The organism is Acinetobacter sp. LF10, from assembly GCF_048585715.1.
Lineage (GTDB): Bacteria > Pseudomonadota > Gammaproteobacteria > Pseudomonadales > Moraxellaceae > Acinetobacter.
On record NZ_CP184160.1, the window covers coordinates 1710009 to 1730127 of the forward strand.

General features: G+C 38.2%; 17 protein-coding genes. 1 reads left to right on the top strand and 16 read right to left on the bottom strand.

Annotated features, from left to right (window positions below; all coding sequences use genetic code 11):
- Positions 1 to 13: 13 nt before the first annotated feature.
- From ACN19N_RS08325 to ybaK, 16 genes are all read right to left on the bottom strand, one after another.
- Positions 14 to 754 (bottom strand): adenosylcobinamide-GDP ribazoletransferase, encoded by a 741-nt coding sequence (locus ACN19N_RS08325; protein ID WP_420001082.1) that lies wholly within the window; start codon positions 752 to 754, stop codon positions 14 to 16.
- Between the two features lie 102 nt (positions 755 to 856).
- Entirely contained in the window at positions 857 to 2437 is a 1581-nt protein-coding gene (locus tag ACN19N_RS08330) for a histidine-type phosphatase (protein WP_420001083.1), read from the bottom strand.
- A 117-nt stretch (positions 2438 to 2554) separates the two neighbouring features.
- Positions 2555 to 3154, bottom strand: a complete 600-nt coding sequence (locus ACN19N_RS08335) for a histidine phosphatase family protein (protein WP_269230440.1) — start codon at positions 3152 to 3154, stop codon at positions 2555 to 2557.
- Positions 3144 to 4214, bottom strand: coding sequence for a nicotinate-nucleotide--dimethylbenzimidazole phosphoribosyltransferase (gene cobT, locus ACN19N_RS08340; RefSeq protein WP_420001084.1), 1071 nt, complete (start codon positions 4212 to 4214; stop codon positions 3144 to 3146). The genes ACN19N_RS08335 and cobT overlap by 11 nt, the downstream gene beginning before the upstream one ends.
- Position 4215: 1 nt before the next feature.
- Positions 4216 to 4734 (bottom strand): bifunctional adenosylcobinamide kinase/adenosylcobinamide-phosphate guanylyltransferase, encoded by a 519-nt coding sequence (gene cobU, locus ACN19N_RS08345; RefSeq protein ID WP_293741663.1) that lies wholly within the window; start codon positions 4732 to 4734, stop codon positions 4216 to 4218.
- Between the two features lie 2 nt (positions 4735 to 4736).
- Positions 4737 to 5360 carry a 2'-5' RNA ligase family protein gene (locus tag ACN19N_RS08350; protein WP_420001085.1) on the bottom strand — a complete coding sequence of 208 codons (624 nt, stop codon included), beginning with the start codon at positions 5358 to 5360 and terminating at the stop codon, positions 4737 to 4739.
- A 79-nt stretch (positions 5361 to 5439) separates the two neighbouring features.
- Positions 5440 to 7569 (bottom strand): bifunctional mannitol-1-phosphate dehydrogenase/phosphatase, encoded by a 2130-nt coding sequence (gene mtlD / locus ACN19N_RS08355; RefSeq protein ID WP_420001086.1) that lies wholly within the window; start codon positions 7567 to 7569, stop codon positions 5440 to 5442.
- A gap of 222 nt (positions 7570 to 7791) precedes the next feature.
- Complete coding sequence (locus ACN19N_RS08360; protein ID WP_420001087.1) at positions 7792 to 9012, bottom strand: MFS transporter; 1221 nt, start codon at positions 9010 to 9012, stop codon at positions 7792 to 7794.
- Positions 9013 to 9065: 53 nt separating this feature from the next.
- Complete coding sequence (locus ACN19N_RS08365; RefSeq protein WP_420001088.1) at positions 9066 to 11459, bottom strand: TonB-dependent receptor; 2394 nt, start codon at positions 11457 to 11459, stop codon at positions 9066 to 9068.
- A gap of 9 nt (positions 11460 to 11468) precedes the next feature.
- The gene (locus ACN19N_RS08370) at positions 11469 to 12719 is read right to left on the bottom strand and encodes an MFS transporter (RefSeq protein ID WP_269237963.1); all 1251 of its coding nucleotides are present in this window, start codon (positions 12717 to 12719) and stop codon (positions 11469 to 11471) included.
- Positions 12716 to 13087: a hypothetical protein gene (locus ACN19N_RS08375; RefSeq protein ID WP_269230336.1), complete on the bottom strand. Its 372-nt coding sequence runs from the start codon at positions 13085 to 13087 to the stop codon at positions 12716 to 12718. The genes ACN19N_RS08370 and ACN19N_RS08375 overlap by 4 nt, the downstream gene beginning before the upstream one ends.
- On the bottom strand, positions 13084 to 13731 hold the full coding sequence (locus ACN19N_RS08380) for a GNAT family N-acetyltransferase (RefSeq protein ID WP_420001089.1): 648 nt from the start codon (positions 13729 to 13731) through the stop codon (positions 13084 to 13086). The genes ACN19N_RS08375 and ACN19N_RS08380 overlap by 4 nt, the downstream gene beginning before the upstream one ends.
- Before the next feature lie 33 nt (positions 13732 to 13764).
- Positions 13765 to 15582, bottom strand: coding sequence for an IucA/IucC family protein (locus tag ACN19N_RS08385; protein ID WP_420001090.1), 1818 nt, complete (start codon positions 15580 to 15582; stop codon positions 13765 to 13767).
- Positions 15579 to 17060 (bottom strand): lysine N(6)-hydroxylase/L-ornithine N(5)-oxygenase family protein, encoded by a 1482-nt coding sequence (locus ACN19N_RS08390; RefSeq protein WP_293741677.1) that lies wholly within the window; start codon positions 17058 to 17060, stop codon positions 15579 to 15581. Before ACN19N_RS08390 ends, ACN19N_RS08385 begins: the two co-directional genes overlap by 4 nt.
- Complete coding sequence (locus ACN19N_RS08395; RefSeq protein WP_420001091.1) at positions 17053 to 18837, bottom strand: IucA/IucC family protein; 1785 nt, start codon at positions 18835 to 18837, stop codon at positions 17053 to 17055. Before ACN19N_RS08395 ends, ACN19N_RS08390 begins: the two co-directional genes overlap by 8 nt.
- 320 nt (positions 18838 to 19157) lie before the next feature.
- Positions 19158 to 19625, bottom strand: a complete 468-nt coding sequence (gene ybaK, locus ACN19N_RS08400; RefSeq protein WP_269237969.1) for a Cys-tRNA(Pro) deacylase — start codon at positions 19623 to 19625, stop codon at positions 19158 to 19160.
- A gap of 163 nt (positions 19626 to 19788) precedes the next feature.
- Between ybaK and ACN19N_RS08405 the strand changes: the two genes are divergently transcribed.
- On the top strand, positions 19789 to 20094 hold the full coding sequence (locus ACN19N_RS08405) for a hypothetical protein (RefSeq protein ID WP_050039743.1): 306 nt from the start codon (positions 19789 to 19791) through the stop codon (positions 20092 to 20094).
- The last annotated feature ends 25 nt before the right edge of the window (positions 20095 to 20119 follow it).

The following is a 20119-nucleotide window of genomic DNA, read 5'->3' on the forward strand; positions in this document are numbered from 1 at the left end:
AGAATTAAACCCATCAAATATAAAATGAAGCCATCACAAAAATTAGCATTAATCCTGTCTCAATCAGCTCAATTGCAGCACCAACAGTATCACCAGTAATCCCACCAATTCTTTTGATAAATAAAGCTCTTAAATAAAATAATACAGTAATAAAGCAGATAAAAGTCACCAACCCCAACCATTTAAACATACAAAGTAATGAAATTGTAATGACAAAAACAACCCATGTAACTTTCTTTGGAATAAAATCAGTAATTGAACGTCCTAGCCCTTTATCACGAACATAAGCTGTGGTTAAAAATAAAAATAATGGAACACTACGCCCAAGCATTGGAACTAGAATCAAAAAAGTATTGAGATGCTGCTCAAGCAGCACATACAGCGTAGCAAATTTAAGTAAACAAACAGCAACCAGACTCAGCACACCGATTGGACCGCAGCTTGGATCTTTCATAATTTTGAGTGTACGTTCAGGATCACCAAAACCACCCACCCAAGCATCTGCTGTATCGGCTAAACCATCAAGGTGAAGCCCACCTGTAAGCCATATCCATAACACTAAAATGATACTGGCAATCAATAAAATTGGCAGTTTGACTAAAATCACAGAGACACCAAATAGAATAAGTCCGATCAACAAACCCACAAATGGATAAAACAAAATCGCTTGACCATTTTGCTTTGCACTTGGCATTGTTTTTAATTCAATGGGCAAAACCGTTAAAAATTGCAAAGCAATCCAAAAAGCCGTCATGCAAGAAATCTCAGTCAAACAATATTGATGATTTACAGATTATGAAGAAACAAAAATGGGAATAGAACCCTATTCCCAAATTAAAATGATGAATCAACTAGATTATTGAATTTGATAACATTGTTTGAGCTTCAAATAATCATAATAGAAACTGTTGGTACTATATTGTGCATATTTACATGATGGTTTAAACAAGGTCTCTTTTTCATTGTAGAGCATTTTTACCAAAGTTGTGCCTTGAGCATTTTGGTAAATATCCCACTGTAAATTCGCAGCCATTGGTGATACCACTTCACCTCTCCACGTACTATTGCTGTAGTTATAGGTTTGACGTAAAGGCAAAGGCTGCATCATGTCATGTAATTCCAAACTGGTCGCCAGTGGAATAATGATTTCTGCATGTGCGAAGCGTAACACAGCACGGTGGGATTGTTGTTTATCGACAATTGCATCTACTTGCTTAAACAAATCTTGTTTTAGACCTTGAGCAATGTTACTGGTGACAGCATTTGATTCTTGAAAGCTTGGCCCTTTTTCATAAAAATCATTTGCATCGTTAAATTCAGCATAGAATTTTGCTGCATCTACAGGCATATATTGATCAAAATTCATACCCTTTAATTCAAGCTGCATACCACCAGAAATTGAATACAACTCATAAAGATAAGCTGCTGCATCCACAGCACTTGCAATGGTATTTTTTCCTTTCCCTTTTTCTGTAATGGTCTCACCTTTTGGCGATGTCACGGTATAAGTGCCGCTATTACTGAAAGTATAACCAGTCGTACCTAATTTTTTGATAAATTCAGGCTTAAAAATTGGGTTAAGTACATTCATTGCAATTTGCTGTGCGCGTGTATCTTTTGCCAAATCATTTAACTTATTTTTTAGATATACATCTTCAGCTTCAAATTTTTGATAGGCTTGACTTGCATCATAGATTGCTTGTTGTTGTGTTGATAATGGTTTAAGCAAATCTTGATCTTTATTCAAGCTATGGAAATAAAGTTTAAAACGATCTACGCCGCCATCCTCAATAGATGGGATACTCGTACTGGTTAAACTGGTATATGAAACAGGTGTAACTTGATTTTTCAATTGGGGTTGCTGTTGAATCAATTCAGCAGTAAAGAACTTGGCACTATCCACCGCACGATCTACGCCTGAGCTTTGAACTAAAATAGATTCAGGTTGTGTCGCTGCTGTTTTAAATAGCTCAGGTAAACGCTGTAAAAGACGGTCTGCGATGCCACGATGTTCTTGAATACCGAGCATCGTTTCATTGCCATATCCATACTGACGGATTCCGTCCACCCCATAACCAAGCAGGATATTGGCTTTCATCATACTTTCTAAATCGGCACCTAGTTTCTCACCTAAAGGCGTTAAAGCATTCTCAGCCTTGGCTTGTTTCCATAAATTATAAAGTGCCAAGTCATATTTAATACTCGATAATCCTCTTGAGCCATGACGTGCCACTAACTCAGTGAAAACAGGTTTAAAACCTTGTGGAATCGCTTCGTATTTTTTAAGGTCTTGTTGAGGTTGATATGGTGTTTTGGTTTGATAATATTTTGATGAGGTATTTTGTTCAGGGCTAGACTGTGATTGTTGCTCATTATTATCACATGCTGCCAATAAGATACTTGCACATAACAGACTGCTTTTAAATAAAATATTCATGAATAGACATTACTTATCGTTTAAGAAATGCCCTGTATCATAGGCAGTGACAATGACAGTCCGATTACAGTTTTATGGCAGTGTGTGATGATCGAAAAATCTCTTATTACTTATTTATCAATGTTTTTCTTCAAAATACATCTTATCTAATCTTTTAGAGCATTCAAGTTGATAGAGCTTGCCCAGTTCGGCAGGCATTTTTAATAAATCATCTAGGTTTTGTTTTTGCGCTAAACAGGTAAGTAATTTGATCACCCCACCATGTGTGACTACTAAAGCCTTGTTCCAATCCTGTCGTTGCATTTGCTCGTAAATTTCATCAAACCCACACATGACTCGCTGCTTGAATTGAATCAAAGACTCACCATTTGGCGCATGATATTGCGTAGGAAATTGCCAAAAATTTGCTAATCGCTCAGGTTCGGCTTCATAAATGGCTTGGGTTGAAATACCCTCCCAATCGCCAAAATACATTTCTTTGATATGCTCATTGACCCACATTGGCAATCCGAGTTGATCTGCCAAATGCTCTGCAAAGCGACGACAACGCCGCAAAGGTGAACTGATAATCACATCCCAATCCACTGGAGTAGTCATGTACTGCTGAATGGTTGATTGCATTTGCAACCAACCCTGTTCAGTCAAATCATCATCCAAGTGCCCACGTAGCGTATGGCTTAAAGTCGTTTCACCATGTCGCAGTAAATCAATCTGCAACTTTGTCACCTGTTACTGCCGCTTCCGCAAAAGTTGCCATTTGATTATGCAATACACAAGCAAGTTGGATCATAGATAATGCCGCACCAGCACCACTGCCTTCCCCTAAACGTAAATTCATTTTGAGGATTGGCTGTGCTGCAAGTTCTTTTAAGATACGTTGATGACCATATTCTGCTGATTGATGTCCAAATAACATCCATTCACGACTCTGTGGTTGAATACGCATCGCACATAAAGCTGCAACTGAACTGATAAAACCATCCACCACAATCGGCAAACCAATTTGCGCACAACGTAAATAAGCCCCTGTCATGGCAGCTATTTCTAAGCCACCAACAGCGGCTAGAATTTTCAAAGCATCATTCGCAACATGAGGTCTATGGAGCTTGACCGCTTGATCAATGACTTTAATTTTATGTTGTAATTGTTCAATATTGATTCCAGTGCCTAAGCCTGTAAGCTGCTGCGCTGATTCATTCAGTAACAAACAGGCAAGTGCTGAAGCTGAACAGGTATTCCCAATGCCCATTTCACCTGCAACAAAAATATCGCTTCCCTTCGCTTTTGCGAGATCAGCACTATTTTTACCCAGTTCAAGCGCGGCAAGGCATTCTTGCTCGGTCATGGCTGTTTGTTGTGCAAAATTTGCAGTGCCAGCACGAATAGTATGGCATTCAACTCCCACATAATTGTAACTATCGCCTACTGTCCCACAATCAGTCACTTGTAAATGTGCTTGATGATGTTTGGCAATCACACTAATTGCTGCACCACCCGATGCAAAATTTTGCAACATTTGACGAGTTACTGCTTGAGGATAGGCTGAAATATTTTCTGCCACAACACCATGATCACCAGCAAAAATAGTAATCCAAGGTTTATTAATTTTAGGGAAAACCGTTCTTTGTAAAGCAGATAAATTAATCGCAATTTGCTCTAAATCACCTAATGCGCCTGTTGGTTTGGTCAATTGAAGTTGACGTTGCTCAGCCTGTTGTTTTACATCTAGATCAGGTTGTTGTACTGCGGCTAAAAACCATTGCGCTTGTTCAGTCATATTATTTCTCATCTTTTAAAATCATTGGAAAACCTGCCACACAGAACACCACTTTATTTGCCAACTGCCCTAAAGCTTGATGTAAACGTCCTGCTTCATCCACAAATCGACGGCTAATTTCCCCCATAGGAACGACACCCAGTCCAGTTTCGTTACTCACTAAAATAATGTGTGATTTGAGTTGGGGTAATAGGTTTAAAAATTTGTCTGTTTGCTGCTGTTGTAATTCAGCATGATCGGATAACAATAAATTGGTGAGCCATAAGGTCAAACAATCCACCAAGATCACTTGATTCTCTTGATCTAATTGCAACAGTTGATCCGCAAGAAAAATAGGTTCTTCACACAATTGCCAATCATCAGGACGTTGTTGTTGATGATGCGCAATACGCTGCTGCATTTCTGTATCTAAGGCCTGCGCCGTTGCAATATAAATGACAGATAAACCTGTCTCTTTGGCTGTTTGTTCTGCCAAACGACTTTTACCTGAGCGCGCCCCACCTAAAATCAGTTGCAACATATCTAACCTAGTTCAATTTGCTGATAAGGATACAGGAATCCTTGTAAAATCTGTGCCTTATAATAGCCAAAAGTCAGTTTTTTGACCTCAATATTTATAGTTTTTATCGAATGCTGTTGTATCCGTTCAAGTACAATATCACTCAGCCAAGCTTCACGATACAAGCCTAAAGTAATATGCGGACAATATTCGAGTGCCGCAATTTCTCCAGATAGTTGAGCAAATTGTTGACGAATTTGAGCCAGTACATGATCTTTATCTTTGATATGCAAGAATAAAGCACTGCTAAAACTATCAATCTGGGTGATTTCTAGTTCAAAGGGCTTTAACTGCAATTGTTTAACCAAGTCGATCTGTCGATTTAATTGTGCGATTTGGAAATCATCATCATATTTCTTAACATCTGCTGTCAAAAAACCGCAAACAAACAAGGTAATGTGATATTGGCGCTGGTTTGATGGGATAAGAAGATTTGAAAATGGTGTTCTGACCTGATCTAGATACCGAATCAATTCAGGTTGATCAATTTCGATATACCACAGCCCATAGTCTGAACGACCCAAATGCCATTCAGGATAATCTCGCAGTTCAGTTGCAATCAGTTGAGTAGATGCTTGTAATAACACAACGTCGACAACATGTTTAAAGTTGTACTATTCAAACACAAATCAATTAAAACATTAAAGTTCTTTTCAATATTTCATTTCAAACAGACTCCGACTTGGTTTCCCCAAACGTCGCGTTAAACGCTAAATCGACATCGGCTAATTCATGTTGAATACCTTGATAAAGCTGATCTAACAACTGTTTCTTTTGAGTTTCGGTCACATCCATGTAGGCGACATTTTTTTGAATGTGTTGAACAATCAATATTTCGTCTAATTCAAGTATCTTCAAAGCATAGGCATATCCATAAATTGCCCCATTTAAGAGATTTTGATCAGGCAACTGTTGTTGAATATGGTTCTCTAAACTTCCTAAAACACGCTCATTAAAATTAAGCTTTTTTAACGGCTCTCTTGCAACACGTTCACACGGATCTTTATAAGCAGATCGACATGAGTTTAAAAAACTTTCAGCCATTCGATCCAATTGCTTTTTTTGATTTGGGATTAAATTAGCTAAACCTAATTTAACTTCATCAACCAGTCTTTCAGCATATTGTCGAACTGCTAAATCAGCCATTGCAATACCAATCGTCTCATGCCCATTTAAACTGGCATACCAAGCAAGCATGGCATGACAACCATTCCACAAACGATTTTTAATGATTTGAATATCCGCAATCTGATCAACCAGAATCATTTGACGCATTTTATGAAGTAATGGACTGCGATTCTCTACATAAATTGGCATATCCGTTTCGCTGTGAAACAAAATTAAGTCCATATTCTGTAGAAACTGACCAGCTTGGAATTGCCCTTTCATATCGTCTAAGCATGAACTCAGGTGCTGTTCTTGTTGTTCAGTTAAAGCCGTTTCATCTGAGAGTTCAATACTATCTTCATTTAAATCAGACTGATATTGTTTAAATAATTGGTGTTTGATATTCAGTTGGCGATACAACGCCTGATCTGTAAGTTTAGAAGCCATCCTGTTTACGACCGTATCACAGAAATAATGTTCAGTTAAAATATGCTCAGCAATATCTTCATCTGTTATTTCAAGCAAAGCCTCACGGAGGTGCTTCAGTACCAAATATTTTGCACAGACTTTATTCAACACAATTAAGAAAGTAATTGGCTCATCATTTTGTATCTCTTGTGACATAAAACGTGCGAGCAAGCCTTTTGCAATTATTTTTGCTTCAGATGGAATCGCCTGTTCTGGTAAACACAGCGCAATCAAACTCGATTGCATATACATATCTAACATTTGCTGCTGATTGTCCGCATCAATCACAGTTAAATTTTCGATACGTTCGTCATAAGAAGACTGACCATATCGAATACTATAACTGCCAAAACTATTTACAGATTCAAGATATAAACGATTTCTGGTTGATGCCAAGATTCGCTGAGGTCGAGTAAAACCATCCCAATGTGATAATACTTGTGCAAGGTATCCACCACCCATCGCACCAAAACCATGAATCCCAACGGTTAATTGATTCAAACTTTGTGGAAAAGATTCTTGCAACTGCGGCATGCCCATTTCAGGAATATATTGATCTAAAGCATTCAGACATTCATTCATGTCCTGATAATAGAATTTTGTTTGAGCCAACATCTTATCATTCGGCTCTTTGATATCTTTAAGTAAAATTGTGATTCCACCTGCTTCAGATGCAGAATTAATCCCATTCTCTGAATCTTCAAACATAAGGCACTGTTGCGGTTGTAAATTTAGTCTTTGTGCCGCTGTGATAAAAATTTCAGGGTGTGGCTTCCCTTGTTCAACTTCATCACCACAGACCAATAAGTCAAAAAATTTATAGACATTGGCATTAATTAGATATTCTTCTGCAATCGCACGCCGACTCGATGTTGCAACTGCCATTCTTAAATCAGACTTACGCAAACGCTCTAAAACTTGGATTAAGCCCTTTTTAATGGGAACACCATTTTGACGAACAAACGCCAGTTCAATTTCATCTGCTCGTTTGCGAATAGCAGTATAAGGAACATCTGTACCATAAAACTTTTGTGCCAGTTGTTCAGATGCTTTTGCACTTAACCCTAGACACTGCATCAAATATTCATCTGAGAACTCCTGTCCAATCAACTCATTGGAGGCCTGTTTCAATGTTTGAAAGCGCAAATGCTCCGTATCAAACATTGTTCCATCCATATCAAAAAGTGCCCCTTGGACAGGATAATCATGAAAAATTAACATTTTTACTCCTTTGCTATGAACCAGACCTTTCTTAGATTAACTAAAAAAGTGCATCAAAATCAAAGGCGTAAATAAATGAAATAAATCTGATCAAAAAACACACCAAAATGGTTATTTTTTGATTCAAGAGCCGCTCATTCTGTTAATAATTTGCATTACTCCAAAAAATATGCTTGCTTTTTTAAGCAAAAACGGCAAATGTTTGTGCTTATAGACTCGAATCTAAATCACGAGCTTAGTCGATATTTTGTTTTGTAGCATTAAGATCCAAGCCAAATACAAACCCACACTGAGCATTAACACACCGAGTAAATAAAAAGGTAAATTGATCGCATAGTGATATAAAAATGTACTGAGCAAAGGTGCAACAATTAAACCAAGCGCCTGAATTGCAGTACATAAACTTGCCATTTTAATTTGTGCACTTTGGCTCACAGATTGTGCTGCCCCTGTCGTAAATGCAGGAAGCAGGCTTGCAACCCCTATTCCATATAAAATATAGCTGGCTTGGAAAAAGATGATTTGATCTGCATTTAACGACAATAATAAACCAGCAAGCATTGCCGTAATCCCTAAGCCTACCAAGGCTTGTAAGCTTAATTTAACAATTTTCACGATAATAATCTGAGTCAGAACCAAACTAAAACCAACAATTAACATACACTGAGAAAAGTAGCTTGCACTCTGCTGTATGTTGAGTTGAAAGCGATCCTGAATATAAAATCCTGCTGTCATATTCAAAGTCACGATTGCCATATAAGTACTAAAACCAAGGATTAACCACGGTAAAGCAGGCTTGATTGAAAACGCTGTTGATTCATCTTTTAAGCTTTGTTGTTGTGTTGAATTGATCTGAGTAATCGTGTCTTTATGAAAAAATACGGTCAGTAAAACACTAAAGATCATCAGTACAATAACAGCCACCCACATTGACAATAAAATCCCACCTAGCAATAAAATAGAAGTTACAAATGGCCCAATGATCATCCCTAAACTGTTCATTGCACCGTACATTGCCATTTTTTGACTTCGTTGTTCTGTATCAATGACATGCTGCATCACATAACTTTGTAAACCAATTTGTGGCATTGCCATGAATGCCCCTGTACTTGCACGGCTGAGTATAAGAAGTATAAAAATTGCAACAGGCGCTAAACTTTGATTGATGCCAAAATAAAGGATGAGTGTAAAAATCGCCCATGTAATGGTCATCCCCCAAAAACCATAATTCATCAATTGATATGGTGTTTGTATTTTCTGATGCTTAGCAATAAAGATTGAAGCAATTGCCATACAAATCGCACCCGCGGATACAATTATGCCCCCCTGAAGCTCGGTTAAGTGTAACTGCCGAATTAAAGGTGCAAGCAAAGGCAAAATCATGGAAAAACAAGTGCCGTTGGCTAAAGTTGCCCAAGCCAATAATTTAAAATTTCTTTGCATAATGAATGTCATAAAAAGAAAAGGCATCTAAAAAAGATGCCTTTTTGATTAGATTAGTATTTGAGGGTATAGCTCAAACCATAAGTACGACCTTGTGCAGGTAAACTAGACATCGCACCATATACAGCTTCAGCAGCTTGGCTAAATACAGTTTTGTACTCCGTATTCCAAACATTGTAGACACCAAAACCAACTGTTCCAGGGCCTGCTTTTGCATTGGCAATCACATCCATCACAGCATAACCTTTGATTTCGCTCGGCAGTTTTATATCTTTGCGCCCCTTTGTATCTACATTCTTATAATCTTGCATTTCTTGTTTCGCTTTATCAGTTCCACTCACAGCAAGTGCTTGAACACGGAGACCAAAGCCGTCTGTAAATTGCCAATCCGTATACAGTGTACCTTTTAAAGGAGAAATACGGGTGCTATCCAACTCTTGCCATTTTCCATCTGAATTTTTAAATTGCCCACGTGTATAAGCGACTGTACCTCCTAATGACATATTATCTGTTAATGGATAATTAACATTTGCTTCAGCACCATAAATACGTTCATCTGTATCAATCACATCAATGTTATATGCGGGCGCACTATTAAAACGTACAACTTTGTCAGAGGTATTATAAAAAGCAGTTACACTAGTATTAAGACCACTATCACCTTGCAAACGCCAACCTAATTCATAGTTATTGACCTTGATTGGATCAATATTATTACTATTCACAACAAAATTAGCAGGTACATCGCGCAACATACGTTGTACATCAGGAATACTAAAACCTTGTGAAAAATTAGCAAATATCTGTTGTACATCTGTCAAATGATAGACTGCACCTAAATTAAATAAAGTTGCATTATGTTTAACCTTACCGCCATTTAATTTTTTTGCTGTATAAGGATATTTTAAATCATTCGTTAAAATATCAGCGGGAATAGATTCACGATATGGCGTTGAATCAGAAACTTTACTATCTATCCTTTCATGACGCATACCAGCTTGAATATTTAAGCGATCTGATATTTCATAATGCCCCTGTAAAAATACACCTAACTTTTTAATTTCTGTATCTGGTCCAAATTGATAAATTTTTTCTGGGGTAAAATCAAGTCCATTGCTTGCGTAAAAGTTGTCAAAATTAAATCTACGAGCAGATGCCTTGTCTGTTTCATTTTCATAATCTAACCCATAAATCAGACCTATGTTACGATCGGAAATCTTAAAATCTTTCTGTAAAGCTGTACGTACCCCCCATACATCAATTTCTGTTTCTGATTGTAGAACGGCATATCCTAAACGAACTGCTTTTAAAAAATCAGGAGACCGCGGATTAGCATAATTTGGATAAAGTTGTGCTAATTCAAAATTTAAAGTTCCATGACCCAGAGGAGAAACTGTTGGAAACCAACGTCCTTTTTCTTTACGGTAGAAGGCTTCCGTATTTAGTTTTTGACCTAATAAATCTTGATTTTCGTATTGAACATTAACCGCATACCGTTCAGTTTTTGGTTGAGTATTTAGTTTCAGCCCTGAAACAGCTTTTAAGCTTGGTTTGACTACAGTTGGAAATAATAGATTTGCAGCATTGTAACCAGAGAGATTACCGTAATCCGCACCATAATCACTATCCTGCTCATCATTATAATACTGTGCACCAAGGCTTAATTTTTGCTTGTCTGTTAATTGCCAACCTAAACGACCATTTACATCGACTGTCTCAGTATCTTGACGATCAGTTTGTGCGATTTCAGGTCCAATGCGATGACCATGACTGTCTTGGATTTCCCCACGTTTGGTATAGCCTGCACCTAAGAAACCATTCCAATCCCCTTGATTAAAGGCAACCGATTGATAAGCCTCATAAGCAAGTGCATCATTTTTAAAATTATCACCAGAGGTCACACCAACTTTTGATTCAAAGCTTAAACCTTCCTCAGTACCTTTTTTGGTAATAATATTAATAATACCGCCTGTTGCCCCTGAACCATAAATGCTACTCGCACCTGAAACCACTTCAATTTTTTCAATTGAATCTGGGCTAATACTATTCAATTGACGAGAACTGTCACGAGAACCTGTTTGTGGAACACCATCAATCATATATTGTACTGTTCGCCCACGCATGGTCATACCATAATTACTGGTTGTACCAGAGCTTGGGGTTAATGATGGAACTAATAAGCCTAGAATATCAGCAGTACTCTTACCTGCAGCCGCTTGTTTAGCAATATCCTCTTTATTGATGCTATAAACTGTCCCTGCAATTTCCGCAATACTTTGAGCTGAACGAGTCGCTGTCACCACAATCGGTGCAAGTTGTGCTATTTTTTGACTTTCTACAACAACTGCTTGAGTAGATGGTGCTGTTTCAACAGTTTGAGCATAAAGCTGTGTACTTATGGCTAAGCTCAACAGTGTGAATGATGTCGAAAGTGAACGAACTTTCATAAATTACCCCTAGGTATGTTGTTGCGTTTGTTTTGCTTTGTGAACTAGAACTTGACTGAGCAAGATGCTCAGTACAGATGCGGCTGCAAGAATGAGATAGAAATTTCCATAGCCAAATGCCTTAGCCAAGAAACCTGACATTGCTCCGCCAATGAAATAAACCAGCAGCTCAAAACAGACTAAAATCGTAAAGTCTGTTCCTGCTTGCTCTTTAGAACTGGTTTGCATGAAATGAGCATATAAAGCGGTCATCGCGACGTAACGAATAGCTAAAATGACCACGACAAATACACCAAGTAACATTTGCCATTGATCAAACCAACTCAATAAGACAGCAGCCCCAAGCAAGGCATAAATCAAAGTTCGTGCCCAACCTGCCCAAATCAATAATTGAGTCGCTGCTAATTTTTTTAATAAAAATGCTGCGGATACTGCTGCCAATAAACCGACACCAGCTCCGACTACAGACATCAGTATGCCAATGTGTGCCAATGACCATTTTTGATCAATCAACATGGGATTGAGCATTGCCATCGCGGGGGCTTCAACCACGCGATAACAGACAATCAAGGCCAAAGCCCATAACATTTCAGGGCGTTTAAACGCTCGGATCAGGCTCGGTGCTTGCTTGGCAATTTTTTCTGTATTCGATCTTTCTTTGATTTGGAAAATAGCCAACATTGTGAATGCTGTCATTGCAGCTAAAGCAATTAGTGCCGTTTGCCAACCATAGAGTTGATACAACCATAAAGTAGCAGCACCCCCCACCATACTGCCTAAAGCAACGCCAATACTTTGCGCCATACTTCCTAATCGGTATTCAGACTCGGAAAATGTTTCAACGGTATAACCATCAATCGCAATATCTTGGGTTGCAGCAAAAGTCGAAATCCATAAACCCACAATCACAAAGACACTTAAACCATAGTCAAACTGTGTCAATGCCAAAGCCACCACGCCCAAGACCAATGCAATCTGAGTAAATAACAGCCAAGTTTTGCGTTTACCCAATGATTTCAAATAAAAGCGATCAAGCAATGGTGCCCAAAAAAACTTAAATGCCCACGGGATATACAGTAGCGACAACATCCCAATCCAACGCAAATCCACGCCTTGATGACGTAAAATCGTAGGTAAAGCCACATTGTAAAAATACAATGGCAAAGCATGTGCTAGGTACAGTACCACCACAACCGATAGGCTCAGTGTGGATACTGTTTTGATTGGAAAGGCATTGTCATGATTCAATTGTTGATTCATAACCACCTCTGCACAGCCCATTGCACAGCATCGGCTTGGCTCAAACTGACGAAATAAGGCACATGCCACGCTTTTTGCAGTGCTGGTGTATCTAATCGAATCCGATCTGCTTCATCTTGGGCAATACGAGCAAAACCTAGGCAATATTGATAAAAGTCTGGTTTATATTGCTTATACCATTTCGCTTGAATTGCCCGATATTCTTCGGGAAATTCGGTATTCAGCTCAGTTTGCATAATCAACACAAAATTTCTTTTTTGTTCGAAATATTGTTGGATATGCGCTAACCATTGTTCAAATTCTGCCACCGAGACATGCGCGGCAAAGCGCATGTCTAAGATGTGCATCTCATTGATTGATAAACTCATGTAACACTCAGGAATTTGGCTGGCTGATCTGCGAGCTGTTGTTGTAATTGCTGTGATGTTTGGAGCGATTGACCAAACTTGTTATAAAAAGTTTCTCTAAAGCAGTAGTACAACATGGCGGTTTTCTCAGCCATTGGAATGAGACGCTGGCTTTCGTAGCACATCTCCTCGACCACTGCCGCATAAGGCTTAACCGTATGATCTGGTTCACCCACAATTTTTTTCGCTTGTGAATGTTCAAAAATATAGAAGCTGAGCAAACGAATGGTTGGACGCAAAAATCCTTTACCAAACACGGATTTGTCACCGAACAGCAAATGCCAGCCTAGATCATGGTCATCACCTTCGTAATAACGACCTAAACGATCCCGTTTACCTTCATAGATTTCGGTATAACCCACATCTTTACCATCCACCCCAACAATTAATAAACGCTGATGGTCATCTGCAAGCATCTTGTCGAAATACACCTGCAAATCCAGTTCAGATTTATTCAATTGCCATTGTGGAATCACATGTGGCTCATGCATCCATTGATGCAATAAAGGAATATCTTGTGGATATTGCACTTGTCTTAAATAATATTGCGTACCATTCTCATGGTATTCATAGTAATCAGGGAGTCGCTGAGAGATTGTGTTCATATCAGACCTTTATTTATTCAATCTTAGAAATATTTAGCCAGCTTTAGATTTAGCTTGTTGAGCGCCCCATTCCGCCAATGTCTCTGGACTCACTGGGTTTGCAATTGGATCAAGGAAAACAGGCACAGGACGTTCTGCTTCATCGTTATAACTTGTGGTAAATAAACGAACACGGTTCAAACAAATCTTGGTGTAAGTTGGTCGTAACATGGCAAATTTTTCAGCACGTTCAGCCAATTCAGGATGCTGTTGGTTAAACTCAACGATAACGTTGGAAATGGTTTGCCAGAAATCAAGTTCTGAATATTCAGGATAATCTTGCAAGAACACATTACAGATATAGCGGTAATGCACCATGAACAGACCTGTGAAAATGAAATGACTTAAATCGGTTGCTTCATGACGTAATAACAAATTAGCTTCAGATGGCAGTTGACCTAATTCAGGGAAATCTTCATCCACCAAATTGATATCATCAATAAAGTCTTTTAAGACCAATGCTTTTGGCACACCATTTTCATGCACCAACATGGTGTTTTCGCCGTGTGGTGAGAATGCTAAACCGTAGCGATACAAACAGAGTAATAACGGACTTAAACAGACTTGCGCAAATTGCGCTAACCAAGCCAAAGGATTTAAACCAGATGCTTGAATCAGTACGCTAAGGATGGATTGACCTGAAATATCTCGATGTAATAAGGCTGCTTGAGAAAGTACTTGCTGTGATGAATCAATATAGCGATCGACACTTTCACGCCACAAGCAACCAAATAATTCTTTAAATTGATAAGGCGCACCTTCAATTTGGTCAAAACACGGTTGATGAATGGTTAATGTCGCCACTTCACCCAAGAAAATCACACCTGTTTCTTGCAAGTCTTGATCTTGTTGATGAATTTGCTTTAACCATGCAGTAACAGCAGGTGCTGCAAGATTACGTTTTGAAGGTAATCCACGATAAACAGCCGTGTTAAAAATACTCACTGGCAGTTTAATGTAATGACGTTGTAAGTTGGATGTATTACATAAAGTCCGAATTGACTGCATCGGTACATAGCTGTCTTGGCTAATGTTCAACTCAATGATTTTCTGATCGACAATTTCATTGGCATAGGTTGGAACCAGCCATTGATGCCATTGCCAAGCATGCACAGGAATCAAGAAATAATCTTGTGGATTCAACGCTTTGGTTTGTAGAATGTTTTGAAATTGTTGAAGTTCATTGGCATCAAACTCATGTTGATACAAAGCACAAGCATCCCATTGTTCAGTGCTACGATATTCCGCTAAATCACGATGTACAGCTAACCATAATACTTTGACTTCTGGTGAGAGTTCAGGTGCAGCACTTAAATAATCATCATAACCAAAGCCCATACGTCCCTTACTCATGATCAGCCAAGGATGACCGCGTAACATGCCTTCAACTTTATAATGCGATTCAGTTAAAACCGCAGCACTTGGCAAACGCGTTTCATTGAACAAATGTGCTTCTGCCAGCCAAGTATTATTCATTTCCTTAATCAAATACGCTTTGGTGAATGGCTTGACATTCGAGCTGTCAGACATTGCGACAATAAACTCATGTAAATTCCAAGCAGGCTGATCACTGTGCTGACCATTGCTTACATCACGTACCGAGCCTTCCTGAATATTCCAGTGTCCAAGTAAATATTGATGTCCTTGAAATTCATACTGACGATTGCCTAAATCTAACTGATAACGTCCTACTGATAAGGCTTTAACTTCAATAATTTCTTCGTAGAGAAACTCTGCAATCGCCATTTCAATGAGACGTTGCCCTGCGGCACGCCATTGCTGCTGATTAATTTTTAAAGTTGCAAAGTTCATATCAATTTCTCATAAGTTGAATATACAGCAGCAGTTTGTGTGCGTGTGCCTACACCACGACTGGTTGAAGGTGTCGTTATCGTGTTCTGCTCTGCTGTCTTTAAAATCGAAAGGTTTTTACTCGCTGTCTTTTCACAAAGACAATCTTCTAAAACGGCTTTTTTATCTGCCATACAAATTTTAGGATTTTGAGAGAGATTAAAATGCTGGAAAGTCTGTACCTGTTGCCCAAGCTCATAAATCTGACGCTCAGCCAATTGATTAATAATCGTAGCTGCACGATAAGCGCCAAGACCTAAGTCTGGTGTACCAACTCCATGACTATGCATTTCTTGATTTTGAACAAAAATATGACCATTCAGATGATGTACAACTCGATAGTCCTCGGTAATTTGCCAACGCTGTTTATGATCAAATTCAATATAAGGTTTCAGCAACTGCATAAAACCAAAGTCAGGCGTAAAGTAACCTGTTGCTGCCACAAGGAAATCACAATCGAGATGGAAGCTTTGCGCCGTGGCACGATGCTGAAAATGCAGTCGAATCTTTTGTGTATCCAACACTTCGGCATCTTTTAAATCGCATTGACTATGTAAATGTGTCTGTAAACTTTGACCCGCAATGCTGCGGTGATAAAGTTTTTGATAGATTTCACGAATGGTTTTTGCACTGATCCCCTTGTATAACAAGGCTTGCTGCTGCAATTGCTGTTCTTTTTTCTCGACTGGCAAATCATAAAAATGCTGCGCATAGTCAGGGCTAAAGTGCTCCAGTCCCAATGGTGCATACTCCATTGGGAAGAAACCTTGAGAACGGGTAAACCAATGCAAATCAAATGGATGATTTGCCTCATCTTGCTGTTCATCAAACAGATCAATAAAGACTTCAGCCGCAGATTGCCCTGAACCAAGCACCACCACATCGCCATGTAAATCCGTATTAGCATGCGTCATATATTGAGCTGAATGCAGACATTTTTGTGGTTGCTGTTGCTGAACTTTTTCCAGACATTCAGGCAAATAAGGCACATTGCCGCTTCCAATCAATAAATGACGGCATAAATAACTGTGCTGAATCCCTTCTGACTCAACTAGTACTTTAAAACCGATGGTTTGAGGTTCAATCATCAAAACACGAGATTGGTATTCAATACAGTCAAGCTGTTCTGCAACCCATTGGCAATAATGGTTATATTCACAACGTGGAATATGTGGTTGCTCTAAGAAATAGAATTTATACAAACGTTGATGATGACGCAGATAATTCAAGAAACTGAATGGACTGGTTGGATCAACCATCGACACCAAATCCGCCATAAATGGCACTTGTAATACCGTATTCGGTAACTGCATTCCTGCATGCCAATCGAATTGAGCTTTTTGCTCGAAAAATGCATAGTTCAATGCACTTTTATTCTGTAGCAGACTGGCAAGACTTAAATTAAATGGTCCTAGACCAATTCCAATAAAATCAAGCATAACTGACATCCTTTTCTGTCATAAACAGTGGATTTGGCAGTTGTACATAAACGGATTGATTTTCGACGGGTGCGATCAGTTCATCTAATTCATGCAAACGGGTCAGTAAATTACCCTTATAAGGTAAAGTTGGATTGAACAATAACCCCTGCAATAATGTGCTATCAGGGTATTGCTGTAATTGCACCTGTAAGAAAGTTTTTAAATGTTCAAACAATTCATCTTCGGTGATATAGCCTGTTGCACCAATCGCATTGATCATGCCAAACAAGGTATTTCCAAAGAAATAATAACTAAAACGTTCATCCACGAAATCTTTAGGCCCGACGGCAAATGCCTTTTCTTTCAGCTCAGGTAAAGCTTGCAGAATTTCAGTGGCAAATTCTTCAATGTAGTAGAAACCTTGGTTATCACGTAGCCACAAGTTTTTTGGGAAATGATTTTCTAACTCCAATAACACATTCTGCTGATGTGATTCAAAAGCCATACCATAACGATGGTAGACATACATTAAAGGCTGCAAGCTGACTTCAAGGAAACGATTAAACCAATCCAAAGCAATGTCTGAAAAATCGGTTTCATGGTGCGTTTTTGCTATTTTTGCAAATAAAGCATTAAAACGATTGAGCGGTTTACTTGGATGATCCTGACATAAAGAAGCAATACAGGTAACTTGCTGTTGAGGATGGAATGGCTGATCACGGAAAATACAGATACTTTCATTGACCACTTCATCATCAATTTTTAAAGCAATCCACGCTGGATCATTCACCGCTTTTAAGCTTGGGCACTGTTTTAAAATGTTTTGACCCAATTCACTGTGCCATAAACGATGCGTCAGCTCACCACGATGGCATTCTTTGGCTAAATTGACGCGAATAGAATTGGTGATCATCACTGAAAGTGAGGGTTTCACCATCCAAGGTGCATTAAAACTCGCTAAGGTTCGGATTGAAGTGGTTGGAGAAAATTGCCAGCCTCGTAAGCCTAAATCAATTAACTGCCCCGTTTGTTTAAGACGTTCAAACCACGGTTTACTTTGTAAGTAACGTGCTTGCCATGGATGCAAAGGCAGTAATTTATATTCGGTATGGGTTTTTAATAGATTGATATCTTGTTCAGATAAATACCACTGTAAAGCAGTTTTTAATTGAGCTGAAATACTTTCATCAGTAGCACTACCCTCAGAAATATAGTCTTGATGAACCAACCAATAATACAGTTGTGTCTTGCCTTTATGTTCAGGAGAGAACTTTAACCAATCTTCATGCACAAATCCTGTTCTACTTTTTGGTGCTGGGTGCATACTATGCCCCAGAATGAGCGCCTGCTCTGTTTCAATAAAACTCTGACCTGCTTTGACCAAATCATCAAAATCGCTCTCACGTTGTACTAAAAACTGTTGCAGTGCATCACGACTTTGAATCCACTTCTCTACTAAAGATGCAGCATCTAATGGAATAGACGATTCAAAAACCAGTTCTTCAAGCAGGAGACCTACAATTGTAATAGGGCTTAAAGTTTTGATTTGTCCATGGATAATAACTTGTGGAACATCTGCTACACGATGTCGCCCGACTCGGCTGACATAAGATAAAGGAAAATTACATTGAGCTTGAATAGAATGGATAGGGATTGATAACAGCGTTAAACCTTGGCTAAACGCTTGTTGTTGCGGACTTTGCTGATTTCTATTAAGCAAGTGACCTTTGCCAGTTTCTTGCGTATATGCGTTGACGAAGTGTTGTATCGCCAACCGATTGGCAAGTGATTGCATCTGTCGGTATCCTCTTATAAAGAGAGAGTTAATTTTTTTTCGAATGTTTTGAGCTCTAAACAAACCTTATTACAATGTTATTCACAGTAAATAAGATATTATTAATGATAATTATTATCATTAATAATATCAATTATAAATTTAAGCTGAACCTCTGCACTTAATACTTTGTTTTTTAATATGAAAAATTAATTTAGATCAAGAAAAACACAAAAAATTATAATTCCAATTATCGATAATTTCAATTATAATTTACTCTTTTATTGTTTTTATGAATCAAATAAAAAAGACTTTCTGCTTTAAAGTCTTTTTTAAATATATTAACAATCTAAAACATCTGAAAACGTCGCTTCCAGTAACTTAGCTAGATCAACTGGGTTAAGACCAATGTCCAAACCTCTTTTTCCACCACTTACATAAATCTTGTTTAATGACTTGGCTGTCTCATCGATTACAGTTTTGAGTCGTTTTTTCTGTCCTAAGGGACTAATTCCACCGACTAAATAACCAGTTAAACGTTCAGCATCTTTTGGATTGGCCATTTGTAGCTTCTTGCACCCTACTGCTGATGCAACTTTTTTTAAATTTAAGTGATAATTCACTGGCAAAACTGCGATGAAATAATTTTTTTCATCGGTGACCATTAGCGTTTTGAATACTTCATCTACATTTAGATTGAGTTTTTCTGCGGCTTCTAAGCCAAAACTTTTTGCATTTACATCATGTTCATATTCATGAACTGTGAATGCTATTTTATTTTTTTCTAATAACTTACAAGCTGGAGTCATTTCTTTTCAGTTCTTCGATTTAGTGATTAAAGTAGTATAAGTGTAGCATTTAAAAATTAAGGATTAAATTTGCTTAGGCTATTTTAAGATAAATCTATTCTTGATAAAAATTCAATTAACCTCATATATTTGCTAACAGTAAACAGAATGAGCTCAAGCAACGATGAGTTATAAACATAATAATTTGATGGCAATGCGTCAGAATTATTGGGATGATGAGTCATCTCCTACTGTGCAAGAAGAGAAAATTTTTCTTCGGAATACTTTGATTGAAGAAGGTATTTTTAAAGATGCGACTTTAGACGACACCAAGTATTTTTTCTTTACATTACCCAGTATCATTATTGTGAAAGCTCATGCTTTAGGCTTTCATCATAGTCATGTAAAGCGTATGTTGATTGCTCATATTCATACTAATCGTGCAGCTTTAATGAGAAAATCTACTCTAAAAATTCAGTTTAGGATTTAGGACATCTGTATAGTAAAGCCAAATT